General features: G+C 51.7%; 22 protein-coding genes. 11 read left to right on the top strand and 11 right to left on the bottom strand.

The window, feature by feature from the left end; genetic code table 11:
* Nucleotides 1–808: 808 nt before the first annotated feature.
* Entirely contained in the window at nucleotides 809–1,945 is a 1,137-nt protein-coding gene (locus tag Q4501_RS15700) for a hypothetical protein (RefSeq protein ID WP_303597213.1), read from the bottom strand.
* Between the two features lie 280 nt (nucleotides 1,946–2,225).
* Between Q4501_RS15700 and Q4501_RS15705 the strand changes: the two genes are divergently transcribed.
* Entirely contained in the window at nucleotides 2,226–4,019 is a 1,794-nt protein-coding gene (locus Q4501_RS15705; RefSeq protein ID WP_303597214.1) for a HAMP domain-containing sensor histidine kinase, read from the top strand.
* Nucleotides 4,016–5,797 carry an ATP-binding protein gene (locus Q4501_RS15710; protein ID WP_303597215.1) on the top strand — a complete coding sequence of 594 codons (1,782 nt, stop codon included), beginning with the start codon at nucleotides 4,016–4,018 and terminating at the stop codon, nucleotides 5,795–5,797. The genes Q4501_RS15705 and Q4501_RS15710 overlap by 4 nt, the downstream gene beginning before the upstream one ends.
* Nucleotides 5,798–5,877: 80 nt before the next feature.
* Here the strand turns inward: Q4501_RS15710 and Q4501_RS15715 are convergent, their stop codons facing one another.
* On the bottom strand, nucleotides 5,878–6,273 hold the full coding sequence (locus Q4501_RS15715; RefSeq protein WP_303597216.1) for a response regulator transcription factor: 396 nt from the start codon (nucleotides 6,271–6,273) through the stop codon (nucleotides 5,878–5,880).
* A 109-nt stretch (nucleotides 6,274–6,382) separates the two neighbouring features.
* Nucleotides 6,383–7,042, bottom strand: coding sequence for a response regulator transcription factor (locus Q4501_RS15720; RefSeq protein WP_303597217.1), 660 nt, complete (start codon nucleotides 7,040–7,042; stop codon nucleotides 6,383–6,385).
* A 301-nt stretch (nucleotides 7,043–7,343) separates the two neighbouring features.
* On the opposite strand from Q4501_RS15720, the gene Q4501_RS15725 reads away from it, so the two are divergent.
* The 6 genes from Q4501_RS15725 (at nucleotide 7,344) to Q4501_RS15750 (ending at nucleotide 13,418) form a co-directional block, all read left to right on the top strand.
* Nucleotides 7,344–7,751 (top strand): YidH family protein, encoded by a 408-nt coding sequence (locus tag Q4501_RS15725; protein WP_303597218.1) that lies wholly within the window; start codon nucleotides 7,344–7,346, stop codon nucleotides 7,749–7,751.
* On the top strand, nucleotides 7,748–8,485 hold the full coding sequence (locus Q4501_RS15730) for a hypothetical protein (protein WP_303597219.1): 738 nt from the start codon (nucleotides 7,748–7,750) through the stop codon (nucleotides 8,483–8,485). The genes Q4501_RS15725 and Q4501_RS15730 overlap by 4 nt, the downstream gene beginning before the upstream one ends.
* Before the next feature lie 18 nt (nucleotides 8,486–8,503).
* Nucleotides 8,504–8,887, top strand: a complete 384-nt coding sequence (locus Q4501_RS15735; protein ID WP_303597220.1) for a hypothetical protein — start codon at nucleotides 8,504–8,506, stop codon at nucleotides 8,885–8,887.
* A gap of 152 nt (nucleotides 8,888–9,039) precedes the next feature.
* Nucleotides 9,040–10,476 carry an anaerobic sulfatase maturase gene (locus tag Q4501_RS15740; protein ID WP_303597221.1) on the top strand — a complete coding sequence of 479 codons (1,437 nt, stop codon included), beginning with the start codon at nucleotides 9,040–9,042 and terminating at the stop codon, nucleotides 10,474–10,476.
* Nucleotides 10,477–10,557: 81 nt separating this feature from the next.
* On the top strand, nucleotides 10,558–12,042 hold the full coding sequence (locus Q4501_RS15745; RefSeq protein WP_303597222.1) for an arylsulfatase: 1,485 nt from the start codon (nucleotides 10,558–10,560) through the stop codon (nucleotides 12,040–12,042).
* Between the two features lie 107 nt (nucleotides 12,043–12,149).
* Entirely contained in the window at nucleotides 12,150–13,418 is a 1,269-nt protein-coding gene (locus Q4501_RS15750) for a bifunctional 2-polyprenyl-6-hydroxyphenol methylase/3-demethylubiquinol 3-O-methyltransferase UbiG (RefSeq protein ID WP_303597223.1), read from the top strand.
* A 23-nt stretch (nucleotides 13,419–13,441) separates the two neighbouring features.
* Here the strand turns inward: Q4501_RS15750 and Q4501_RS15755 are convergent, their stop codons facing one another.
* The 5 genes from Q4501_RS15755 to Q4501_RS15775 all read right to left on the bottom strand — a co-directional run bounded on the left by Q4501_RS15755 (nucleotide 13,442) and on the right by Q4501_RS15775 (nucleotide 18,548).
* Nucleotides 13,442–14,173: an ABC transporter permease gene (locus tag Q4501_RS15755; protein WP_303597224.1), complete on the bottom strand. Its 732-nt coding sequence runs from the start codon at nucleotides 14,171–14,173 to the stop codon at nucleotides 13,442–13,444.
* Entirely contained in the window at nucleotides 14,173–15,120 is a 948-nt protein-coding gene (locus Q4501_RS15760) for an ABC transporter ATP-binding protein (protein WP_303597225.1), read from the bottom strand. The genes Q4501_RS15755 and Q4501_RS15760 overlap by 1 nt, the downstream gene beginning before the upstream one ends.
* Complete coding sequence (locus Q4501_RS15765) at nucleotides 15,117–16,262, bottom strand: ABC transporter permease (protein ID WP_303597226.1); 1,146 nt, start codon at nucleotides 16,260–16,262, stop codon at nucleotides 15,117–15,119. The genes Q4501_RS15760 and Q4501_RS15765 overlap by 4 nt, the downstream gene beginning before the upstream one ends.
* 33 nt (nucleotides 16,263–16,295) lie before the next feature.
* Nucleotides 16,296–17,168 carry an ABC transporter substrate-binding protein gene (locus tag Q4501_RS15770; protein ID WP_303597416.1) on the bottom strand — a complete coding sequence of 291 codons (873 nt, stop codon included), beginning with the start codon at nucleotides 17,166–17,168 and terminating at the stop codon, nucleotides 16,296–16,298.
* Nucleotides 17,169–17,417: 249 nt separating this feature from the next.
* Nucleotides 17,418–18,548 (bottom strand): aminotransferase class V-fold PLP-dependent enzyme, encoded by a 1,131-nt coding sequence (locus Q4501_RS15775; protein ID WP_303597227.1) that lies wholly within the window; start codon nucleotides 18,546–18,548, stop codon nucleotides 17,418–17,420.
* A 377-nt stretch (nucleotides 18,549–18,925) separates the two neighbouring features.
* On the opposite strand from Q4501_RS15775, the gene rnk reads away from it, so the two are divergent.
* Nucleotides 18,926–19,309 carry a nucleoside diphosphate kinase regulator gene (gene rnk / locus Q4501_RS15780; RefSeq protein WP_303597228.1) on the top strand — a complete coding sequence of 128 codons (384 nt, stop codon included), beginning with the start codon at nucleotides 18,926–18,928 and terminating at the stop codon, nucleotides 19,307–19,309.
* A 50-nt stretch (nucleotides 19,310–19,359) separates the two neighbouring features.
* Here rnk and Q4501_RS15785 read toward each other — a convergent pair whose 3' ends face one another.
* Nucleotides 19,360–20,976, bottom strand: coding sequence for a methyl-accepting chemotaxis protein (locus Q4501_RS15785; RefSeq protein ID WP_303597229.1), 1,617 nt, complete (start codon nucleotides 20,974–20,976; stop codon nucleotides 19,360–19,362).
* A 193-nt stretch (nucleotides 20,977–21,169) separates the two neighbouring features.
* Here Q4501_RS15785 and Q4501_RS15790 point away from each other — a divergent pair, with 193 nt between their 5' ends.
* On the top strand, nucleotides 21,170–21,832 hold the full coding sequence (locus tag Q4501_RS15790; RefSeq protein ID WP_303597230.1) for a hypothetical protein: 663 nt from the start codon (nucleotides 21,170–21,172) through the stop codon (nucleotides 21,830–21,832).
* Between the two features lie 3 nt (nucleotides 21,833–21,835).
* Here Q4501_RS15790 and Q4501_RS15795 read toward each other — a convergent pair whose 3' ends face one another.
* Together Q4501_RS15795 and Q4501_RS15800 are read right to left on the bottom strand one after the other, a co-directional pair.
* Nucleotides 21,836–22,459, bottom strand: coding sequence for an L-threonylcarbamoyladenylate synthase (locus Q4501_RS15795; protein WP_303597231.1), 624 nt, complete (start codon nucleotides 22,457–22,459; stop codon nucleotides 21,836–21,838).
* Nucleotides 22,456–22,842 carry a BolA family transcriptional regulator gene (locus Q4501_RS15800; RefSeq protein ID WP_303597232.1) on the bottom strand — a complete coding sequence of 129 codons (387 nt, stop codon included), beginning with the start codon at nucleotides 22,840–22,842 and terminating at the stop codon, nucleotides 22,456–22,458. Before Q4501_RS15800 ends, Q4501_RS15795 begins: the two co-directional genes overlap by 4 nt.
* 137 nt (nucleotides 22,843–22,979) lie before the next feature.
* Between Q4501_RS15800 and Q4501_RS15805 the strand changes: the two genes are divergently transcribed.
* A complete protein-coding gene (locus tag Q4501_RS15805) occupies nucleotides 22,980–25,127 on the top strand; it encodes a DNA topoisomerase III (RefSeq protein WP_303597233.1) in 2,148 nt (715 codons plus the stop codon).
* The last annotated feature ends 25 nt before the right edge of the window (nucleotides 25,128–25,152 follow it).

The following is a 25,152-nucleotide window of genomic DNA, read 5'->3' on the forward strand; positions in this document are numbered from 1 at the left end:
TCCCGCAACTCTGCCTAAATGTCTCTGCCAGCAGACTAATAAAGCTACTAACACCCCAACAGGTAAACTCTACCGAAGAGCAGACCAGGGGGGCTCTCAAACCTCGGTGACTAAGATGGGCGCTCGAAAATGTCTACCAAAATATTTACCTCACAAACAGCTTCGATGTGGGCTGGACGTACCTCAAAATACCGCTCCGGATTGTGAGTGTGCAACTAGTCGACAGCACTGGTACACGCACGCAAAACTAGATAAATTAAGCATCGGATTTTTTTGAATATTTTTTGGGAGAAGAACGGCCCTCTTCTCGGCACCGTTTCTCTAATCAGTAAATACCAGCAACAAACGCTCTTACTCAAGGTGCGCGCAGTGTGGTCCCACCAATTCACAATGAGAACAAGGATACAAAATCAGGCCCCACTGCGTTAGCCGACTGTTCACCACTACAAATAAGCGATACAAACTGTGATACTAAATGTGATACATTGCGACTTGACAGTCACCGTTAGCCCTTTAATATCATAAGGTTACCCAACGTCCAAGAGTAACCAAAGTCCTGCCGAGGGCACCAGTTACTCTTCCCGCGACAGCTAATAAAAACCTCCAGCTCCTGATATCTCCGGCCTCCAGCCAGCACCGCACTGTTACGACACCTACGCAGGATTCCATTAATGCTCGGGGTAGCACTGGCCTTTATCCTGGCACTGGCCTTTATCCTGGCACAGCCCCCAATTCAAAGTGTCATGCCAAGGTCCGTGAATATCTTGATGCAGCTTTTGACTGGAACCCACTTAGGTGGTTAGCAGGCTCATACGAATATCTTCGCCAGCGTGGAAAGGAGTTGCAATAAGGGCACCTGGCTAAGCAAAACGGCAAGCCAGGGAATTGCGGTTGCAGTAATCAATGCGATAAAGGTTGCCCAACTAACTGGAACGGTATGGATAGACCGAATGGCTTCATACCCAGCAGACAGATCTGCGAGGCACGAAACATCCCATTCTGCTTCCGACGCCCGCGCCTTACGCGTAGCTACGGCACCGTAATCGATCAGCGCCCTTATTTTGAATTGATACAACGCGGGATAAAACAGTATCAGCGGACCGATAAAAACCACCAGAATGACAGCCATCCAAACACAAAACATGGCGCCCGCCCACTGGAGCGACGCGCCCGAATAGACAACATCCTGCAGAACTACGGCAGCAGTCACGCAGCTAAGCGCAAACACCATCATCGAAAATACAGTAGGAAACAGAGCCAGAAATCCAATACCTCCACACTTGTCCGGGTGGGTGGCAACCAAGCGCAATTTCAGTCGTGAAATATCTTTCAGCAATACCGTCCAGACAGAAAAGCGATAGATCCAGCGCAACATGAGAAACCAGACAAAAGGAAGGCTAACGAGCACTCCCCACCAACCGGCAAGTGTCAGTTGAAGGCTTCCATCAATAACCGCCCCAAACCAGGAGTCGCCCATAGTCGAGAGGTAAATTTGCGCTCCGTTCACCGACGCTACGAAAGCAAGTATCAACAGTAGAAACTCGACCCGGTTTGAACTGGAGCGCTCATCAGCTTTCTTTAATACAGAGCAGAAACGAGGATACTCATTATCATCGATAACCTCTCCGTTCAAAAACTGACGCAGCACTATGCCAGTGCGACGATCTGCAATCCGCTCCATAATCGTGAGCGTGAATACTGCGATAATAAACCGGGCATACTCACTGTAGTCTTGAAAAAAACCGCTACCGCCCGCCCCTTGGTTCCATCCAGATCCCTCGGCCACGGAAAGAAGCGCTAATGGTAACCAGACAATCCCTACAAAGATTGCAGCTGCAGCTGTCGACGGCAACAAGTCTTCGTCCAGAAGGCCGAGCTTCTTTTGCAATCGATAAAAAGGGCCGCCGATGACGAGAGAGAACGGCATGTCAGAGTTATTTTCCATAAAACGCTAACCTGCCAAACGCAGACATTTCACAGACTCTAGTCACCGGCCCGGTCGAAAGACATAGGACCTTGGTCCCACCAGAAAAGAAATGCTTGCCCCACCAGAGCCTACAGAGCCGCAAGCTGGCTTTGCTAAGGAAATGACAACTTGTCACGACTTGCTGAACTTTGGCCCGCAACGATTACATATAATCAGCTATATTAGGAGATGACATACAGTCGCGAGGGCTGACTGGCGAGAGATAGCCTTTTAGTCATGTTCCCCCAGGATGGACACTATGAGTGGATGGCTTGTCATCAGCCTTCAGGTTATAACGGGTTTTTTTATTCTCGCTGGAATACAACATATCGGCCACTCCCTTTACGAGGGACGCGACAAGGTCCACGGCTTTCTCGGCCTGACTGCCCTGTCTGCCGCCTCCTTTGCCCTGTTCAGATTTCTGGCGCATACCGCTGAAACAGCCGAACTGCTTGTTCTATTCAGAAAAGGCGAGGTAGTTAGCATCAGTCTTTTCTGCGTTTTCCTGCTCTGGTTCATTGTCGAATACACAGCATACAAGAAGCGCCCCCTGCTGTTTTTACTGACGGCCGGCTGGGGCTTGTTCATCATGATTAACGTGATACGCCCCTATGGACTGATCTTCTCTGAGTTGCCCCTCCTGTCTTCGCTTGCGCCGGCTTCGGGAAGCAACCTGGATTTACGTTCTTCTCTGAATGTCCCTTTGAATATTGCCCTGAGAGTCTACGTACTCACCACATTGGCCTACTGTGGCTACGCATGCATTCGTATAAAATCTTTCAGTCAAAGCTACCGAGCCCGCGTAGCACTTACCGCCTTGTCCTTGATGGCGCCTCTCTGCGCCCTGGACTTGCTAATAGGCCTGGAATTAACCGGAGTTACGTTCACCAGCGATTTCAGCTTTTTTCCTCTCGTCGCCATAATGAGTTTAAGCCTGCTAAAAGAAACAAATAATGAAAGAAATCGCATGATCACTATCCTCAACTTTCTCCCCATTGGGCTGGCTATAAACGATTCCAATAACGAAAATGTATTTTCCAACAACGCGTTCAAGAAGCTTCAAGCCGAAGTAATTGGGTCTGGACAGGTCGCGGCCATGGAAAGCGCCACGCAATTTCAAGCAAAGAGCCCTAACGTTACTAGAAGTCAAACCGCGACACAGAATGCGCAGTTACACACCGTGCTTAGATGGCCCATCAATGGCAAAACTTCAATTTTCGAGATAACTCGCGTCCCTATCCTAAACAATAGAGAAACACGGGACGAAACAGCCATAATATTCAATGACATTTCAGAAAGATTACGCAAAGTTGAAGAAATAGAGAAACTCAATAAACATGCTAGCATCTCAAAAAGACTGGTTACTTCCAGCGTGTCGGTAAAGTCACTTTCCCATGAAATAAGGCAGCCCTTGGCAGCAATTCTTAACAATGCCCAAGCTGGCTTGAATTTTATTAAAAACCCCAACTATGACATTAAAGAAATAGAAGATATATTTAATGATATTGTTCGTGATGAGAAACGGGCTGGAGAAATAATAAACGGATTGAGAGCAACCGTGGAGGAGCAGGAAACACAATTTGAAACATTGAACCTATCTAAAACCTTGCACGAAGTGATTCAGGTTCTTGAAAATGACCTCACCCTGAACTCCATATACGTACATGGGGATGGGGGAAGAGAGCTTTATGTTCAAGCCAACGAATCGCAGTTACAACAAGTGTTAATTAACGTTATCGAAAACGCCATAGATGCTATGTTTGAAAATTCGCCAGGTTCACGTCGATTGAAAATCGAAACCTCTCAAGAAGAAAATCAGGCTGTTATTTCTGTAGCTGATACCGGGAAGGGAATACCTTCCAGCCAATTAGAACAGGTGTTTGAAGATTTCTATACAACAAAGCCCCAGGGTCTGGGAGTTGGCCTTGAGGTATGCCGTGCTATTATGGAACGTCACAATGGAAAGATTTGGGCAAAGAAAAACAATGATAGAGGAATGACTTTTTATATCTCAATGCCAATTTATTCGCCGTCACCAAACACGCCAAAATGAATAACATTCTGACGCCAGCATTGTTTCTCGTGGCCGGTGTGTCATTATTTTCTGCCCTCAGCCATCTGTTCATGGGTATCAATAAAAGGCGACGAATTCCACACCTGCTGTTTGGCATGGCATCATTAATGAGTTTCGGGTACATCATTGCCAGAGCTGCAGCCTATAACGCATCGAGTGTTGAGGAGCTGATCTGGCTTCGGCGCTTGGATGTAATGTTTATATGCCTTTTCTCCCTGTTTTACGTCGGTTTTATTGCTGCTTTCACTAGCTTTGTGTCAAAACTCTGGCTTTACCTGATGCTGATATTGACAGCCTTTCTGATAGCGGCTGATTTCCTGCTCCCCTACGGCATTCAATTTTCTGAACGGCCAACCCTTAATCTTTTTGAACTCCCTTGGGGTGAAATCGTTGTCGACATGCGTGTTAATGTGCAGAACCCATGGCATATAATATATTGGGCTTTAATCATTTCAGCATTTTCATATAGTTTTTATGGCACATATTTCCTCTATCGCCAAGGCTATAGAAAACGCGCAAACATATCTTTTATAGCGATCTCTATTTTCTTCCTATTGTCTATAATAAACACCTTAACCAACCATGGATTGATAAATTTTTTCCACACCAGTGATTTTGGTTTTACTGCCCTTATATTCATGATGAATATCGATTTTATATTTTCAAGAAAAAGAGAAAAAAATCGTTTAAGAACAATTTTAAACTCACTGCCTTTTGGAGTTTACGCCAAAAACCTTAACGGTAAATACGTATTCTACAACAGAAATTTCGAGAAATTTTTTAATATTAGAAAGAAATTGAACCATAACCTTCTTGATGAGGATGTATTTGACAGTAAAATAATCAGGATTATTTCCAATAACGAAAAAGAATCCATGGATAAACGATCACTTGTAGAAACAGAAATCAAGTATAAATCAAACAACAAAATTCATATTTATCATCTGCTTCATTTCTGCATACCGGGACCAGGAACTTCTGTCTCAGGTACTGGCTGCATAGTTATAGATTTAAGTCAGGACCGGGAGCAGGATGAGGAATTGCATTCTATACGCAACCAAGTCTGGTTTGCCGACAGGGTTATAAAGGCCGACACTATCGCAAGTTCACTGGCACACGAACTAATCCAGCCATTGTTTGCGATATTGGCGAATGCTCAGGCAGGGCAACACTTTATATCATTGGGAACGGCAGAAAAAACTGAAATTGAAGAGATACTGCGGGACATAGTCAATGACGGGAAGCGCGCAGCTTCTGTCGTTAATGGGCTACGAACTATGCTGCAACACAGAGACATACCTCCCGAGAGTATTTCGCTCGATAAAAGCATTCGGGAAATTCTGGAGCTTCTCAATTCCGAGTTTGTCCAGAAAAGAGTCGCCGTAGAGACTCATATGGAAGACAACCTGTTAGTGCGGGCAATCAAAACACAGATCCAGCAGGTCGTACTCGATCTGGTTATAAATGCCCTTAATGTCATAAAACCCGCTGGAAAAGCCCGCCGGAAGATAAGTATCGATGCGAAAGTGAACCAGAACGAGACCGTAGTCTCGATATCTTGCAGCGGTTTAGAGATTCGTCAGCAGACATCGCCCGAAACCTTCGAAAGCACCCAACTTTCCACGCTACATAGTCCTGAAACTGGTCTGGAGACCTGCAAAACTATCATTGAAGCACACGGTGGAAGGGTCTGGGCAGGCAAACATCGGGGGAATGGTGTCACCTTCTTTTTTTCGTTACCACTCGCTCGCGAGTAACTCTGCCAACCAGTAATTGCCACCCAGAAGGAAGCGCCCCTGGCAGCGATCTTCCGGACTCATGACTCTGTCGTTGGCCCTTAAGGCTCATCTGGTTGTTCTTTACGGGTAACCCAGTTAATCGCGTCAATCAAAGCCTGATCGTCAACGGGTTTACGAAGGAAAAACTTGACCCCCAAATCTCTCACTAACTTTTTCGTTTCTTCATCATCCTTGGCTGAGATCGCTATCATTGGTATAGCAATCCCATCTGCTTTCAGTCTGGCCGCCAACTCAAAGCCATTCATTCCGGGCATAGTAATATCGATAAGAATGCAGCCATAAAAACTTTTATAGTTCTGATTCAGAAAGCATTCCGAGCCATCATATGCTTGGCTTCGAATCCCCATCGAACGCATAAGCCGTGAAAGGCCTTTTCGCACTGATTCGTCATCGTCGATGATATGGACCATCAATGCATCGCTTGTCGGCGCCACGAATTCACTCTCAGTAGCCTAGTGTTAGTACGATGATTGACGTATCTGAACAACAGGAGCAATAGGCCCTTGGTCCCACCAAGAGAAGCGGCAACCCGGAAATTCGCTCTTAGTCGGACACCGGGTTGATGCCAATATTGACGTCGTGACACAAATGGACCAGCTCTGCCAGGGATCGCACCTCCATCTTCTCCATGACTCTGGACCGATGAACCTTAACCGTTTTTTCGGCGATACCCAGGTCATAGCCGATTTGTTTATTGAGACGCCCCTTCACCACTTCTTCAAGCACCTCTCTCTCGCGAGCAGAAAGCCTGCCCAGTCGGTCAAGGATAGAGGCCTTATAACGGTTTGCGGCCTCAATTGATTTAAAGCGCTCAAGCCCCAACTCGATAGCCCTGAATAGTTCAATATGGTCAATCGGCTTGATCAGGAAATCGATCGCCCCTTGTTTCATGGCGTTGACACTGACGGGGATATCGGCCTCCCCGCTGAGAAATATTACGGGTAGTGAAATACCTGCCTGAAGAATGCGGGTTTGTAATTCAATGCCAGACATACCTGACATTCGAAAATCAAGCAGGATACAACCGGGGCCCGTAATACTGCGGCTGAGGAACTCAGCTCCGGAGGCAAAGACTTCGGCCCGGTAGCCTTCCGCGCAAACTAAGCGTTTCAAGCTCTTTCCGAAAGCCGCATCGTCATCCACGATATAGATGGTAGTGCCTTCGGCGGCTATCTGTGCCGCTGTCGCTTCTAAAGCAGACATCCCTTCTGCAACCATATCTTCCATCCTAGTGTCGGAAAAACATCACTTACAAAGTTCGCTGTCATTTCCAAACCCTGCCACGTCGTGACTATTACCATAGCCCATACCCATAGTCGTCACCATATCCCTGAGTCGGAAAAAAAGCCGGTTTGGTCTCATCACGGTGGGACCAAAGCCCTATTTTATGCCTGCCTGACTGGAAGTACCTTCAAGGGGAGCCACGCTCGCACGAATAGTTCAACAAGGTCCTGAATGTATGCGTTACTCACCCAGAAGGCCTGATGTTAAAGGATAAGCGGATATGGAAATGACAGAACGCGTCAAAAAAACATCGGACGAATTATCACAGACCAGAACCGACCTCTCAGCGGGTCGAACGCTGATGTCAGCAGATCGATCGTTGATGGCATGGATTCGGACATCGCTATCGATGATTAGTTTTGGCTTCACAATTTACAAACTGCTACAGGGCTTCCAGCAGAGTGGTGGCGAACTTGCGCGGGATAACACACCCGTAACGATTGGGCTTTTTCTGACCGGGCTGGGCACCGCGTGCATAGCCGCGGGTATTTTTGAATACCTGCATCGAATGACACTGATACGCGATTTCTATCCAGTGAAAACCCTCCGGGCGCCCCTAATTCTGGCAATAATCATGTCATTTTTCGGTCTATTCTTTTTCCTCAGCATAATCATTCAATTGTTATGACGGCCACCATCAACAACAGCAGTGTTTTGCTTTCGGGTGCGGCGGCGCTGCTGTTCGCTGCCACATTTATGTTTGGCGGGCAATTTCGTCCCTTTGGCAGGTTAATCACTGATCAACGCAGCCTCATATCTTTTGCAGCAGGATCCTCTGCAGCATACGTCTTTGTTCATCTGATGCCCGAGCTCGATGAAGTTAGGCACACCTTTCTGGAATCGGTCAAGTTCTCTATACATCTTGAGGGTGAGGCAATCTACTTTATCGCGCTGATCGGATTTCTGTTTTTTTATGGCCTGCAACATTTGCGCACTCGGTTTGCCGGCGGGGACAAGGGAGACCTGGACTTCAAAATCCATGTTGGCGGCTTCGCTGCCTATGTTTGGCTGGTGTCTTACCTTCTTGCAAACCAGCTAAAAGAAAGTGCCGACTCGATCCTGCTCTATTCCATAGCGATGGCCCTGCACTTCCTCTCCATCGATTATGCCTTGCGGGAGGAGCATGACCGCAACTACCAAACAAAAGGACGGCGATTGCTCGCGGGCATGGCTATCTTCGGCTGGGGAACGGGTGTCCTTTTCGCTCTCTCAGACGGATTTATGGCCGCGCTGACAGCGTTCATATCGGGCGCCATCATTATGAACAGCGCAGTCTCGGAGTTACCACAGCAAAAGGACGGGCGCTTCATGCCTTTTCTTCTTGGAGGCGTTATTTACGCTTTGATCCTTTTACCTCTTTAACGAGACCGGAAACCTGTTATGGAAGACATGCTGATACGCGTTGTTGAAAACATGACCGACCGGGTTAGCGGTCCTCTCCATTTCAGACTGGTACTCCAGCCCGTTATGGCCATCATCTTTGCTGTCTTGTCCGGAATCAACGATGCAAAAAACGGAAAGTCGCCCTACTTCTGGTCTCTCTTCACCCGCCCAGAACATCGTAGGGAGATGCTAAAGGATGGGTGGAAGAGTATCGGGAAAGTATTTGTGTTGGCCATGATACTCGATGTGGCCTACCAGTTTATCGAGCTGGGTTTTGTCTACCCCGGTGAAGTCGCTATCGTCGCCTTTGTTCTCGCCATTGTTCCCTACTTGATCGTGCGAGGCATAGTCACCCGGATTATTCAGGCCGTGCAAAAATAGTCCCGGTGGAGCTGAACCAACCCGGCAAAACCTTTCGGTGGGACCAAAGCCCTATAGAGGCAGCCCTATCACGAGCTTATTCTGAATTTATCAAATAGTGTTAAAAAACAATATTGGCGTTTCGCTGATTCAGAATAACGCAGGAGACATGGATGGCCACTCTTCCCGATGATGCGGCAACGCAAACCCCCTATCCGGTTGACGCGCCACCGGGATTCCACTTGCTCGCAAAGCCCAGTGGATCAACATGCAATATTGATTGCACCTATTGCTTCTTTCTCTCGAAGGAAGCGTTATACCCAAATGCCAAAAGCCGGATGTCCCAGGAAACACTCGAAGCCTACATTCGCCAATTACTCGAATCCCACCGTACGCCTCAGGTTACTGTTGCCTGGCAGGGGGGGGAACCAACACTGATGGGGCTTGATTTTTTCCAACATTCCCTCGACCTGGTGGAAAAATACCGTCGCCCCGGCCAGGACGTTCAGCACACCTTTCAAACCAACGGCATCCTGCTCAACGACGAATGGTGTGCCTTTTTCAAAAAGCACAACTTTCTTGTTGGTCTCAGTGTTGACGGGCCTCGTGAACTACATAACGTTTACCGGGTAGACCGACATAAAAAGAGCACCTTCGACAAGGTTATGGATGGTTGGCGCTGCCTGCGCAAACACGATGTGGATTTCAACATTCTCTGCACAGTGAATGCAGCCAATCAGGAGCACGGCCGGGAGGTCTATCGGTTCTTCCGGGATGAACTGGGCGCCAAATGGATGCAATTCATCCCTATTATCGAGCGTGCCAGCGAGCAGACCCTGGACATCGCCAACCAGGGCTGGAGTGCTCCGTCTGACAAAAAGAACAAACGCTTGCTTTATACCCAGAGTGGCAATCTGGTTACAGAACGTTCCGTAGGTGGTGAGCAATATGGACGCTTCCTGATCGACATTTTTGAGGAATGGTTGCGGCGGGATGTTGGCCAGGTATTCGTGCAAATGTTCGACGTCACCCTGGAGGCATTTTTCGGTCGCCATATGCTGTGCATTCACGCCCCTACCTGTGGTTACGGCCCGGCACTGGAATACAACGGTGACCTATACTCCTGTGACCACTATGTAGAACCAGACTACAAGCTGGGCAATATCCACGAAACGCCGATGGTTAATCTGATTGCCTCCACAGCCCAACGCCAATTCGGGCAAGCCAAGATGGATTCACTGACTGAGCAATGCCGGGAATGCAAAGTCAGGCATTTATGCAATGGCGGCTGCCCCAAGGACCGTTTCTCCCGTTCTAACTCAGGTGAAGCCGGGCAGAACTATCTCTGCCCGGGGCTTGAACTGTTCTACATGCATACAGGGCCGGCATTTAACTACATGGCACAGCTTTTCCGGATCGGTCGCCCACCCTCAGAAGTAATGGATTGGGTTGCGGACGAGGACAGGAAACGCGACCCATACGCACCTTGCCCTTGCGGCAGCGGCAAGAAGTTCCGCTTCTGTCACGGCAGTGAACCCGATAAAACATTTTCAGGTGTCGACGCGCCGCCGAGCCGGCAAACGGAAATTCCGGTAACAGTAGTGACATAACGTGACTGCATGTATACCAGAGTGATGGGCACTTCCAGCGCCCAAAGAAACGGAGTTTATTAAACGTGAGGAGTGTTAATCATGGCAGATAAAAAACCCAACATCCTGATCCTCTGGGGTGACGATATCGGCTGGTGGAACATCAGCTATAACAGCCGGGGCCAGATGGGCTACCGTACCCCTAACATCGACCGCGTTGCCAATGAAGGCATGGCGTTCACTGATTACTATGCCCAGCAAAGTTGTACGGCTGGCCGTGCTGCATTTATAACCGGCCAGAATCCAATCCGTACAGGCCTCACAAAAGTGGGCATGCCCGGGGCTGACGTGGGTATGCCTGACGAGGATCCCACGATTGCCGAACTGCTCAAGCCTCACGGCTATGCCACCGGCCAGTTTGGCAAGAACCACTTGGGCGACAAGGACAAGTTCCTGCCGACCATGCACGGGTTTGACGAATTCTTCGGCAACCTTTACCACCTTAATGCCGAAGAAGAGCCGGAAGATATCGATTACCCGAAAGACCCGGCATTCAAAGAGAAATACGGCCCCCGCGGAGTACTGCACTGTTGGGCGGATGGAAAGGGAGGCCAAAAGGTCGAAGATACCGGCCCATTGACCAAGAAGCGCATGGAAACCATTGATGATGAAGTCACGGGGCATGCTCTGAGATTTATCGATGACGCACACAAAGCGGGTACACCCTTCTTTGTATGGTACAACACAACAGCCATGCACTTCCGGACTCACGTTTCCGAAAAGAACGTGGGTAAGAGCGGACAGGGCTTCTACAACGACGCCATGGTTCACCATGATGAGAACATCGGCATCATGCTCGACAAGCTTGATGAACTGGGCATTGCCGAGGACACCATTGTCATGTACTCAACTGACAATGGTCCACATTACAACACCTGGCCGGATGCAGGCATTACACCCTTCCGAGGAGAAAAGAACACTAACTGGGAAGGCGGTTGGCGAGTACCTGCCTTTGTGCGCTGGCCAGGCAAGATCAAGGCCGGTTCCATAAGCAACGATATCGTCTCCCACCAGGATTGGTTGCCAACGATTCTGTCCGCCGCCGGCGAACCAGACGTATCGGAAAAATTGCTGAAAGGTCACAAGGCTGGCAACAAAACCTTCAAGTGTCATATTGACGGTTTTGACATGCTGCCTCACTTCACCGGAAAAGCAGAAAGCCCCAGAAAAACGTTCTTTTATATCAGCGATGATGGAGACATTCTCGCCATCCGTCACAAGGACTGGAAAGCAGTGCTGATGGAACAGCGGGAAAAACAACTCATGTGCTGGTTTGAACCGTTTGTGAAGTTGCGTGGACCCAAGATCTTCAATCTTCGCCAGGACCCGTTTGAGCGAGCTGACCACAATTCCAACACCTATTGGGATTGGTATATCAGCCGTGCTTACCTGCTATCCGGAATGCAGGGGCTGGTCGCTGAAGAGATTGATAACTTTGTCAAATTCCCGCCGCGCCAGAAACCCGCTTCGTTCAACCTGGACGCAGTAATGAGCCAGCTTGCGGAAGCAGGCAACGCAGCTACCTAAGCTCAAAGCGGCTTAACCAGAAAGAAACCGCGTCCGTTTTTTAAACGGACGCGGTTTCCCGCCAAACACAAGATCAGCATTGTCTGTCCCCCATAGAAGACAGGTTTATGACCGACGCCGTTAGACCAAATCCCGATGTCAGCACCACCACTAAGGAAGTGAGCGATTTCTACGAACGCCACCCCTACCCTCCTCCCGTGGACAACCTGGATCGCTACGACAAACGTTGGACAGATGAACGGCGTCGCACCGATTACCATCTGTTCTGGCCCTCCCAAAGCTACCGGGATGACTTTACTATTCTGGTTGCCGGTTGCGGTACGTCCCAGGCCGCCAAATACGCACTGCGCTGGCCCAAAGCACGGGTGACCGGAATTGATGTCAGCGCCAACAGCATTCAACACACCGAAGCCTTAAAGAAAAAATACAAACTCAACAATCTGACCGTCTTAAAACTGCCCGTAGAAGAGGCGGGCAAACTGAGTCAACAATTTGATCTGATTGTCAGCACGGGCGTTCTCCATCACCTGCCCGACCCGGATTCAGGATTACGATCCCTGCGCGACGTGTTACTACCCCACGGCGCCATGCAGTTGATGGTGTACGCACCTTACGGCCGTGCAGGCGTGTATTTACTTCAGGATTACTGCCGCAGGCTTGGTATCGGAACCAGCTCCCGTGAAATTCAGGACCTTGCGACAAGCCTGCAGGCTCTACCGCCAGACCATCCTCTGGTCCCGTTGTTACAGCATGCCCCTGATTTTAATGATGAGGCCGGTATTGCCGACGCCCTGCTTCACCCTCAGGACCGAGCCTACTCAGTGCCGGAATTCCTGAATTTTCTTTCCATGGCCGACCTCAAGCTTGGCCGCTGGGTACGGCAAGCCGCCTACCTGCCTCATTGCGGCGCACTGGCCTCATCGCCCCATAACGCTCTGCTGGAGAGGCTTCCTCTTGCAGAACAATACGCTGCCATAGAGGACTTCCGCGGCACCATGGTGCGGCACAGTGCGGTGGTCTATCCCAAAGACCATGCCAGGGACCAGGTCGTCTCGTTCACCGGATCTGGCTGGTTGGATGCTATTCCCTTAAAGCAACCTGACACCATCGCCGTGGAAGAGAAATTGCCACCGGGAAGCGCCGCCGTATTAATAAACCGGAGCCACACCTACACGGATATCTACCTGCCCATAACCCAGGGTCAAAAGGCGCTTTATGATCAAATTGATGGCAAGCAGAGCATCCGCCTGATTATCGAGCGCATTGCCGGACAAACTCACAATGAAGTCCTGCATGAAAATGTCCGGCGTTTTTTCGAACAACTCTGGCGCTACGACCAGATTCTGCTCGATAACTCCAAAACCTCCGGTTGCTAAAAGCCAGCGCCCTGCCTCTGAATTCAGGCTGAAAAAGCCCGGGCCCAGGTGCGCTCGACGGCCTCAAACAGGCTGTCGGTGGCCAGCGCCAGCAGCCCTATCAGGATTGCACCTTGCAGAACGTAGGCGGTATTACCATTAACCAGCCCCGCAATCACAGGGTCTCCCAGCGTGCGGGCACCGATGGTTGAGCCGATCGCAGCGGTTGCGATGTTGATGGTGACTGAAGTTCGGATGCCGGCCAGTATCACTCGCCCAGCCAAAGGAAGCTCCACCTTCAGCAAAACTTGCACGGAAGACATACCCATGCCTTTGGCGGATTCAAGCACCGCCGGGTTAATACCGTTCAGGCCTGCCAGGGTATTCCGCAGAATTGGCAGTAATCCATAAAGCACCAGTGCAAACAGCGTCGGTTTTTCGCCAAACCCCATGAGGGGCACTGCAAGCGCCAGTACAGCAACGGGCGGCACGGTCTGGCCGATGGAAGCTATCTGGCTGACCAGTGGCAGGAACTCCCGACCGAAAGGGCGGGTCACAAAAATGCCGGCAGAGACAGCCACCAGCGTGCCGATTGCGGCGGAAACCAGCACGAGCCATATGTGACTCTGCAATAGCGTTAAAAAACTGTCTCTTTTGTAAATCAGGTTATCGCTGCCGGGTTCCACCCATGAAAAAAACGGCGTCATTGTGGGCAGCCAGGCTGCCAGCAAACATAATGAAGCAATCAAGACCAGCGGTGCTAACCAGACCCGCATTACGCACCGCCCTGCAGGAGCTGTTCACGTGTTACCGTACCAACTTCTTCGCCGGCTTCACTATTTACCGGCAGTCGTGATGCATTCTTCCAGACCATAACCGATAGTGCGAAGCGTAAGCTATCGGCCTCCTTCAGACCGTCCGCATTAGGTTCCCGTTTGCGAGGCTGAGGGTACCGTTCCATCAACTCGCCCACCGAGCGCAAAGCCAGAAGTTTCAGCCCGCGATCACCCTTGCCTATCAGGTTTTCCACAAAGGCGGATGCAGGCCGCCGAAGAATCTCCTCTGGTGTATCGTGTTGAATGATTTTCCCCTTATCCATTACTGCGATACGGGTAGCCAGCTTCAGGGCTTCATCAATATCGTGGGTCACGAATACGGTGGTTTTATTCAATTGCCGCTGGATCCGTAACATCTCCTGCTGCAGATTTTCCCGCGTGATGGCATCCAGCGCGCCAAAAGGCTCGTCCATCAGCAGAATATTCGGGTCGCCCGCCAACGCTCGCGCCACTCCCACTCGCTGAGCCTGGCCACCGGAAAGCTGGTGGGGGTATTTAATCGCATCGGTTTCTGGATCGAGACCCAACAAGATCAGCAGCTCATCAACACGCTCATCGCGTTTGCCGGCTGGCCATTTGAGCAGGTCGGGCACTACACCGATATTGCGTGCGACAGTCCAATGTGGGAACAACCCGGTGCTTTGTATGGCGTAGCCCATATTCAGCCGCAGAGCCTCGGGGTCGGCTTTGTTGATATCCTCGCCATCCACAAGGATTTCGCCGCTTGTACGGGGTAAAAGACGATTGATCATCCGAAGCGTGGTGGACTTGCCGCAGCCCGAACTGCCCACCAGAACGCAAACCTCGCCGGTTTCTACAGTCAGATCAATATCATCAACCGCCACGGCATCACCGAAACGCCGAGTGACGCTTTTCAGCTCAATCACTTTGATGTCTCCTGAAATTTCAATGCCGACAAAATGGCATCGGCCGCCAGTGCCAGAAACACCGTGGGCAAGGCACCGAGCAGTACCAGATCCATCGCGGCCTGGCCCAGCCCCTGAAATATGAACGTGCCAAAGCCTCCAGCGCCAATCAGTGCGGCGACAGCGGTCAGGCCAATGGCCTGTATGGTGGTAATCCGCACACCTTCAATAATGACTGGCAGCGCGAGAGGAAGCTTTACCTGGCGGAATATCTGTCGCTCGTTCATTCCCATGCCACGCCCTGCATCAACAACAGACTCAGGCACCTCCATCAAAGCAACATAGGTGTTGCGCACCATTGGCAGCAGGCTATAGGCTATCAGTGCCAGCAAAGCCGGCGCCCAGCCAATGCCGCGTATGCCCAGCGTCTGAAGGAAAGGAAAGGCATCCGACAATGCCCCCAAAGGCGCAATCAGAAGCCCGAAAAGCGCCAGACTGGGGATGGTCTGCATAAAACTGACCAGCCCCAGCAGCGGTCGCCGCATCCGCTCCCGTTTCACCATGGCAACCGCCAGAGCGAAGGCGAGCATAGCACTGATGGCAACGGCCCCCAGCGACAATGATAAGTGCACGGTTAGCGCCTGGAAAAACTGATCCGAACGATTGCTGTACTCACGGATAAGCGCCAGGCTGGACAATCCCTCACGGCTTGCGCAGAGCCACCAACCAGCCACAATCAGAAGCACTGTTGATAACTGAAAACGGCGTGAGGCTTTGAGTTGGCCAAGAGTTTCCAGCAGCATCAGGGCAAGAAGAAACGCCAAACTCCAGAACCCTGCACCTACACCAATCCTGGCATAGCCGGAATCCTCCGGCAGCTGGCGTCGCGCTAATACCTCGAGCAACAGCGGTAAAGTCATCAGGGCGACCGTCAGCACGACCGCCACCACCTGAAAGCGTTTTTGGGCTGGCCTTGTTGCGAGCACAAACACAACCACTAGCAGAGATATTACAGCACCCGTCCCAAGCCAGCCGGTCGAAGCATAAAGGCCGTAGCCGGTTCCAGACACAATGCGGTTGGGCTGAACCACACCCAGATCCAGCAGCCACACGCATCCCAGCGCAGCCAGTGCTAACGCTTGCACTACACGATTAGATTTCACAGGGTTCGGCAGTGTCGTGATTAAAGGCACTGGTTAGTCCAGACTAAGGCTTTCCAGATAATCCCGGGCTACCGCTTCCGCAGGAGCGCCTTCAACTGCAACCTTCGCATTCAGCGCTTGCAGGGTTTCCAGGTCGAGCGATTCGAAAACAGGCTTGAGCAATGGGCGTATTTCAGGATAGGCCTCCAATACGCTTGCTCTGACAATGGGTGCCGGTTGGTAGACCGGCTGCACACCTTTGGTGTCTTCCATCACCTTCAGGCCGAGTGCATTGAGGCCACCATCGGTGCCATAGGCCATGGCCCCGTTAACATCATTTGAATTGATTGCTGCTGCCCGCAGGGTTGCTGCGGTATTTCCGCCCGACAGAATAAGCAGCTGATCAGACCTCAAGGTAAATCCGTAAGCTTTCTGGAACGCCGGCAGGGCGCTGGCCGACTCGACAAACTCGGCACTGGCGGCAAATTCAAACGGCTTGCCAGCGTTTATGTAGTCCGCCAAATCTTCGAGGGTTGCCAGGTTGTTTTCCTTCGCCAAATCGCCCCGAACACTCATCGCCCAGGTGTTGTTGGCGTTCGCAGGGGTGAGCCAGACAATGCCCTCGGCTTCGCGGTCAAGCTCGGCTGCCATTTCGTATGCCTTTGCGGCATCTTTCCATACCGGGCTATCCGCCTTGTTGTAGAAGAAGGCAGCGTTGCCGGTGTACTCAGGGTAAAGATCGATTTCTCCGGCCTTGATCGCACTACGTACAATGCTGGTGCTGCCAAGCTGCAGCCGGTTTTCTACGGGAACGCCTCCACTTTCCAGGCGCTGCAGAATCATCTGACCAAGAACCCCACCCTCCGTATCGATTTTCGAAGAAACCACCACGGGGTCCTGCGCCGAAACCGAACCGGACACACACATCAACGCAAGAGCAATACATTTCACCAATGATTGCGAGATCCCACGACACGCTCTGTTCTGGGCCAGAGCTTTATATTGGCGCGTAACTCGACTTATTCTGAAATTTGGGAGAAGCACGGGTATTCCTCTTTGTCATTGGGCTGCTTTCACCAGCCCGGGTTTCAATGAGTTTGACAGCACTACTATATCTATATCGTAGGTCAAAAAGTCCAATTCGCTCTTGAGTACCTATGCCTTCCAAACCTCTTCTCAGGCTTGAATCGCTTCCAAAGCCACTCTCAGGTTCTCCACCGTTCGATCCACATTATTCAGTTTTTCCAGTCCAAACAGCCCCATGCGGAACGTACAAAAACTTTCGGGCTCACCACACATCAAGGGCACTCCCGCCGCCGTCTGCAAGCCCTGCTCACGGAACAGGCTGGTATTGTGAATATTAATATCGTCGGTATACAGAACCACAACGCTAGGTGATGCAAACTCCGAAGCGGCTACGCTTTTGAAGCCGGCACCGTAAAACAGTTCACGCACCTGCTTGCCAAGTTCTTCCTGGCGTTTGTAAAGCAGATCCGGCCCAGCTTTCAGCGTCTCGAGCATGGCATCACGAAGAATCACCAAGGTGTCAGTAGGCATGGTTGCGTGGTATGCATGGCTCCCGGACTCATAGGCCTGCATAATTTGGGACCATTTGCGCAGGTCTCCCGCGAAGCTGCTGCTGGTGGTTTCCTCCATGCGTGCGATCGCCCTTTCACTCAAAGTAATCAGAGCTGCGCAGGGTGAGGCGCTCCAGCCTTTCTGCGGCGCGGTAATAAGAACGTCTACGCCGCAGGCTTTGGTGTCAACCCATAGGGCTCCCGAGGCTACGCAATCCAGTACAAACAGGCCACCAACCTCCGTTACTGCGTCACCTATAGTTTTCAGATAGTCATCTGGCAGCACAATACCTGCGGCGGTTTCCACATGAGGAACAAAGACAACTGCGGGTTTTTCCGCTCTTATGCGCTCCGCCACCTCTTTGGCTGGAACAGGTGCGTATGCTGCCTGAGGCGAATCATCCAGAGCCCGGGCTTTTAGTACGGTAATGTTGTCAGTGATTCGTCCCGCTTCCAGTATCTGTGACCAGCGGTAACTGAACCAGCCATTACGCACCACAAGACAGCTCTCTGCGTTGGCAAACTGACGGGCAACAGCCTCCATCCCGAAGCTACCGCCTCCCGGGACAATAACCGCGCCTTCCGCGCTGTACACCTGTCTCAGGATGGCAGAAATATCCCGCATCACCTTTTGGAAGGGTGCCGACATGTGATTCAGCGAGCGATCATTGAAGACCACGGAGTATTCGAGCAATCCGTCGGGGTCAACGGAAGGAAACAATCTGGACATGGAGGGAAACCCCTTACTGGTGAAGTCTGTGGATGAATAAGCTATATCGCCAGTCTAACAAAACTGGCGTTCTGCTTTTTATTTCTTACGTTTTCCTCGGGCCTACTTGTGGAAACCGACAAAAGCTTATAACTTGATCATAGTGACTATTTTGTCGCTTTCTCCTTTAGTTATCAGAAACAACGCATCAGGTGAGCCTGTGAGAACGCTTTTCTCAGAGACCATTCCTCTTTACTGTTTCGGTGCCCGCCCACAGGCAGGCACTGCTGGCGTGTTGTCCGCCTTTCTCTTTTCTCGCTGAATCCGCTTTTAAAACGCCGGATTCGGCGTCTGAATCCTGAAATCCCGAGTTACTAATCTATTTTCTGGAGATTACTATGGCTGATATGCCGGCAATATTGGTTGCTGAAGAAGACTTCAACCGTTTAAACACCCTGATCGAAAAACTGGGTGATTCGGATGCTGCAGATGGTCTGGATGATGAGCTGAGCCGGGCAACGCTTGTCCCGCTCGCGGAAATGCCGGCCCACGTAGTAACAATGAATTCCAGCGTTCGCTTCAAGAACGAGGATAGCGGTCAGGAACAGGAGCTGACTTTGGTGTATCCGCACGAAGTGGGCACAGGAGAAGGTAAAATATCTATTCTTGCGCCAGCGGGCTCTGCCCTGCTCGGCCTTTCGGTGGGCGATTCAATCGAGTGGCCAATCCGTGGCCGCAATAATATCCATCTCAAAATCATTCACGTTACCCGGCAGGGCTGATCACCGGGTAAGGGTTGCGGGTACGGCCTGACAAGGCCGTCCCGACACGGCTAGTCTTTGCTCAAACGGAACTGGTCAATGGTTTCTCTGAGCGCCTCGGCCATCACAAGCAAATCACCTGCAATATCCGCCGTTTCCTGAGCATCCGTTGACGTCTGCTCTGCAGATCGGCTGATTTCAATCACGTTCTGATTAATAGCCTCTGACACATCGCTCTGCTCATTCGCCGCGCTTTCCATTTCCTGGTTGAGTGATGTAATTTCACGAACGGCTGCTGCAATACTCTGCAACTCAGACTCTACCTTCAAAATGGCCTCTACCTGATGCCCCGCCATGTCCGAGGCATCGCGCATGGTAGCCACGCAATCGACCACCTCGCTTTTGAGCCCGTTAATCGTCTTGCGGATTTCCTCTGTGGACACCTGGGTACGTGACGCCAGTGCACGTACTTCATCTGCAACCACAGAAAAGCCACGCCCTTGTTCCCCGGCTCTGGCCGCCTCAATCGCCGCATTCAACGCCAGCAGATTTGTTTGCTCGGCAATATTGGAGATCTCCTCCAGCATGCTCGCCATCTGGCCGGTGCGCTGGTTCAGATCCTCGATCCGTCTTGCGCCGCCCTGCACTTCAACATTGAGCGCTTCAATACCCTCTACTGCGGTCCTTGCCAGACGTTCGCCGCTGTTCGCTGACTCGGCTGTTTCTGCTGATCGGCGAGTAGTGTTGTTGGCGTTTTCGCGCACCTGAACTGCCGACGCAGCCATTTCCGTGGTTGCACTGGCGACCTGGTCCGTATTGTTCTTCTGGGCCATTACTTCATCACCGGTAGTTTCCGCTTTTGCAGAGATGCGACGAGCTGCCTGCTCCACCTGCGCAGCGTTATCCATGACCGTATGCATACTATCCCGGATTTTTGCCATCATGCGATTGAACGCCAGGGATACCGAACCAATTTCATCGTTGCGGGAAACGTCCAACTCAACCGTAAGATCAGAGTTTCCGGAGATCTCATCCATACTGGCCTGCAGCCGACGCAACCTGGAGAAAACCAGTCGGTTCAACGCCAGGGCTGTCAGGAAGAAGGCTGCAATGAAGAAAACTGCCTGAATGCCGCCGCTGGCAATTAATTGCTGCTGCAGGCTATCGTCACTCTCTGCAAGGGAGTAGTCGACGCGAATGGCACCCAACACATCGCCTTCCCTTGCCTGATGGCATCCCAGGCAGTTCACACCCTGGTAGTCTTCCCGGGCAATGACCGGTTCAATCAGTGTATAAACGCGACCGTCATCGTTGCTTGAATAGTGTTCAATCCGCTCGCCCGCCAAGGCCCTTTTATCCGCGGCGTCACGCGTCTGCTCTGCTTTCGTACCGCCACCAAACATCCGGTTCAACTGATCACTGCGGATCACCCTTACATCCAGCACATCTTCCGGGGCCATAACCTTGTCACGAAGCACTTCGCGGTTACTGATCGTGCCGGTCACCATCATGGTGTTCAGACCATCAAAATAGGATTTGGCCAGACCATCTACGTATTTATGGCTGAACTCCTCCATATGGTCACGTTGGGCATCGGCGCTGTACAACAAGGTGAAAACCAGAATGAGTGAAAACCCGGCTGCCAGAGCAGCGAGTAATAGAAAGCGTATGGAATATTGTTTTTTCATAATAAACCGGATTTCCTCAGAGACTCCCTGTATTGACGGCAAAGTGCCGGGTAACTTTATAGATATGCGTCAATTTTTTACTGACATAGATCAGAATGACGCACTTCCTTCGACTGGCCCGAAACGTGCTTATTAACGTTCTAACGAGCATTTTTTGGCGCGCCGGCTGCGAGCCAATGGAGGAAAACGTACCATGTCACTGCTGTCATCCCTTATACAGGCAAGCACTCGCTTCCAACAAACTCTGGAAAACCGTCCGTCAGCAGGCGCAGAGGAACAACAAGCAAAAGGCGCAGGCAGCGTGGAAGCCGTATCTCCTTCAAGACCTGGCGATGATCGTTTCACACCGTCGGGGGACTCCCTGAGCGACACCAGTCGGCAAAGATCACAGAAGCTACCCATCGCGGACTACAAGCAAACCGTTGGGCAGGACCTTGCCTTTATAAAAGAGACAATGCGGCACAAACTTGCCGAATACAGCCTGAATCCAGCCACGGCAATCAGCGTTAATAAAAATGATAGTGGTAAAATTGAAGTGGGTGGCGCAGTGCCAGAAGAAACCCGCACGCGCATCGAAAATGACCTGAACGTCAATAAAAACTTTGCAGATGCCTTCAACCGGCTGAGCGTCAACGAACCGACACTGCACTTTATGGATAACGCCCTGAGGCTAAACCAGGCCTACGGTGTGAATAATCCACTGCTGGACACACTGGTTAGTGAAAACCAGCAGTTCAACGGCTTGCAGGATCTCGTGCACCGCTACGATACCCTGCGCCGCTCAGTCCCGGCCGATCAGATTGAAACTGCAGCAAATCGAGGTGCCTACGCCTTTAGCCTCAACACCCGCGCCTGAGCATCAGGTTTCGAAGGGCGCAGGATCACCTTTCCCGACCCTTGTAACAGTCGGCACATCTCCAGTGAAATTGACCACGGTTGTTGGCTCCATGCCACAAAAGCCGCCATCAATAATCAGATCCAACTCATGTTCCAGGGTGTCCCGGATATCATAGGGATCCGTCATAGGGTCAGACTCGCCTGGTAAAATCAGGGTGCTACTCATGATTGGCTCGCCAAGCTCTCCCAGCAGGGCCTGTACAATCGCATTGTCGGGAACCCGAACGCCAATAGTGCGCCGTTTGGGGTGCAGCAACCGCCTTGGTACTTCACTGGTCGCATCCAGAATAAACGTATAGGGCCCGGGCGTGAACGTTTTCAGCAACCGGTATTGGGTGTTGTCCACTTTGGCATAAACCCCAATATCTGAAAGATCCCGGCACACCAGCGTGAAGTTATGTTTTTCATCCAGCCGGCGAATCCGCTTGATTTTGTCCGCCGCAGGCTTGTCACCCAAATGACAGCCCAGGGCATAGCCCGAGTCGGTGGGGTAAACCAGAACACCACCACTGCGAAGGATCTCCACCGCCTGTTTGATCAACCGCTTTTGCGGGTTCTCGGGATGTACTTGAAAAAACTGGCTCATAAATGCTCTCCGCCCTGATTTTCAGAACTTGTTTTTTGAGCGCTTGAAGCCGCGGGCTGCATATCCGCCTTTGAACCGCCCATACAATTTGGTGATGCTGGCGCTTCCTGCCCGGTCGCTTCCCACTCCTCAGGAGAGTATAGGTGCAACGCCAGCGCATGCACGCCTCCGGCCATCTCCAGCTCTTCGGAAAGCACCTTATAAATTGTCTGGTGCCGCTTCACCTTCATCTGGCCCGCAAACTCTGACGACACCATCGTTACCTTGAAGTGAGTTTCCGAGTTTGCCGGCACACTGTGTTTATGACTTTCGTTTTCAATCTGAAGAATACTGGCGTCAAACGTATCCTTCAGCTTGGCTTCGATTGTTCTCTGGATTTTCATGGTTTATTTCCCCATATCCGCTTCTACATTGGCGAACAGTCTACTACAGAAGAAGCGAGCTGCCCGAACCTTGACACCCAACCACCAAACCGCCACATTCCACTCCCATCCAACCCCTACAAAACCGTAGCCGAATCATGCTCCTGTATATCGCCGAAAAACCAAGCCTCGGCAGAGCCATTGCTGCCGCTCTCCCTGGCCCCTATCAAAAAGGCCAGGGGTGGGTCCGCTGCGGCACGGGCGCTGAAGCCGCTACCGTAAGCTGGTGCATCGGCCACCTCCTGGAACCTGCCGAACCTGCCAGCTACAACCCGGCCTGGAAAACCTGGCGCCAGTATGATCTCCCCATGTTCCCGGACAAATGGCAGCTTAGCCCCAAAGACAGCGTTCGCCACCAACTCAAAGCTCTGGAATCCCTGATAAGACAGGCCGACACCATTGTGCACGCTGGCGACCCGGACAGAGAAGGCCAACTGTTGGTAGATGAAGTCATTCGCTATTTCGGAACCAGAGCGCCCGTAAAGCGGATACTCATCAACGACCTGACCCCGGCCGCGGTGGCTAAAGCCATTCAGCACCCCAGAGACAACCATGAATTTCTCAGGCTCTCACACTCTGCGCTGGCCCGGCAAAGGGCCGACTGGCTTTACGGCATCAACCTCACACGCTATTACACGCTGAGTTACCAGCAACAAGGAGAGAAAGGCGTTTACTCTGTTGGCCGTGTTCAAACGCCAGTGCTTGGCCTTGTGGTTGAGCGGGACAACGCCATCGAGGACTTCGAGCCCAGGCCTTACTTTCGCATCGAAGCACGCTTCCGGGCACAGGAAGAAGAGGCAGATCAGCAGCCTTTCACTGCCCGGTGGCTCCCGGACGACCAGTTCCAGGACCACCTGGACGACGAAAACCGCCTACTGGATCGCGCAACCGCAGAACAAATTGCCGCCAGTATTCATAGCCGGCCCGGCTCAATTCTGGAATCCCGCTTTCGCGACAGGCCCGAAGCACCTCCCTTACCCCTGTCGTTGTCAGCCCTGCAGATAGAGGCTGGCCGCCTTTTCCGCATGGGCGCAAAAGACGTACTGGATACTGCTCAAAACCTTTATGAGCGCCATCAACTCATCACCTACCCCCGTTCCGACTGCCGGTATCTGCCCGAAGGGCATTATGCCCAGCGTGAACAGGTCACGGGCGCGATTGGCAGGGTCTCACCAGAGCTTGCGGAAGCCTGTAGCAAAGCCGATTTCAGCCGCAAAACCGCTGCCTGGAATGATAAAAAAGTTGATGCTCACCACGCTATTATACCGACCAGCCGTACTGCACCCAGCAGCAAACTCACTGACGCCGAACAAAAAGTCTACGGTCTTGTCAGCCGCTATTACCTGATGCAATTTGCAGCGGACGCCATACATCGCGAAGGCCGCCTTACCTTGCGTGTAGCAGAGCACCGCTTCCGTGCGACAGAAACCGCTGTGTTCAAGCCGGGCTGGAAAGTACTGGAGCTGAAGCTTCGGGATAAACAGAAAGAAACAGAAAAGCCTCCCCTGCCTCGTCTGGACAAGGGGGAGCCGGTATTCTGCGAAGACAGCACCGTAAGCGAGCGAAAAACGCAACCGCCCCAATACTTCACCGATGCCAGCCTGCTATCGGCAATGACTAATATTGCCAGATTTGTAACCGACCCTGAGCTGCGGAAAACCCTGCGTGAGACCGACGGTCTTGGTACAGAAGCAACCCGTGCGAACATCATCGACACGCTGTTCAAACGGGACTACCTGTATCGTGACAGCCGCCACATCAGAGCCACCGAGAAAGGTAAAAACTTGATCGGCGCCCTGCCGGACTCCGTTAGCAAGCCAGACCGGACCGCGGTGTGGGAGGCGACCCTGGAAAGTATTCGCAGGGGCGAAGATGACCCGCGAAAGTTCCTGCAGAAACTGAAGACTGAAATCCGTGGTTTCATCCACCCAACCGCGGATGGGCGGGGCGCAGTACCGCAAACCAATATCCCCAACTGCCCCAAATGCCGAGCCCCGATGACAGAAAGGGACGGCAAGTTCGGTCGTTTTTTTGCCTGCACCCGCTACCCGGATTGCCGCGGCACCCGACCCGTTGAGGATACGACTCCGGAGGATGGGTCTGGGCAAAAGCCCATACCCTGCCCCCACTGTTTTTCACCTCTGGTCCGGCGAAAAGGAAAAAAAGGTTGGTTCTGGGGCTGTAGTAATTTTCCTGCCTGCCGACAAACACTGGATGACGATGACGGAAAACCTGTAACCCCTTAACGCAAGGCTACATAACGAAACGGAA

Source organism: Marinobacter sp. 2_MG-2023 (genome assembly GCF_030546935.1).
Taxonomy (GTDB): Bacteria; Pseudomonadota; Gammaproteobacteria; order Pseudomonadales; family Oleiphilaceae; genus Marinobacter.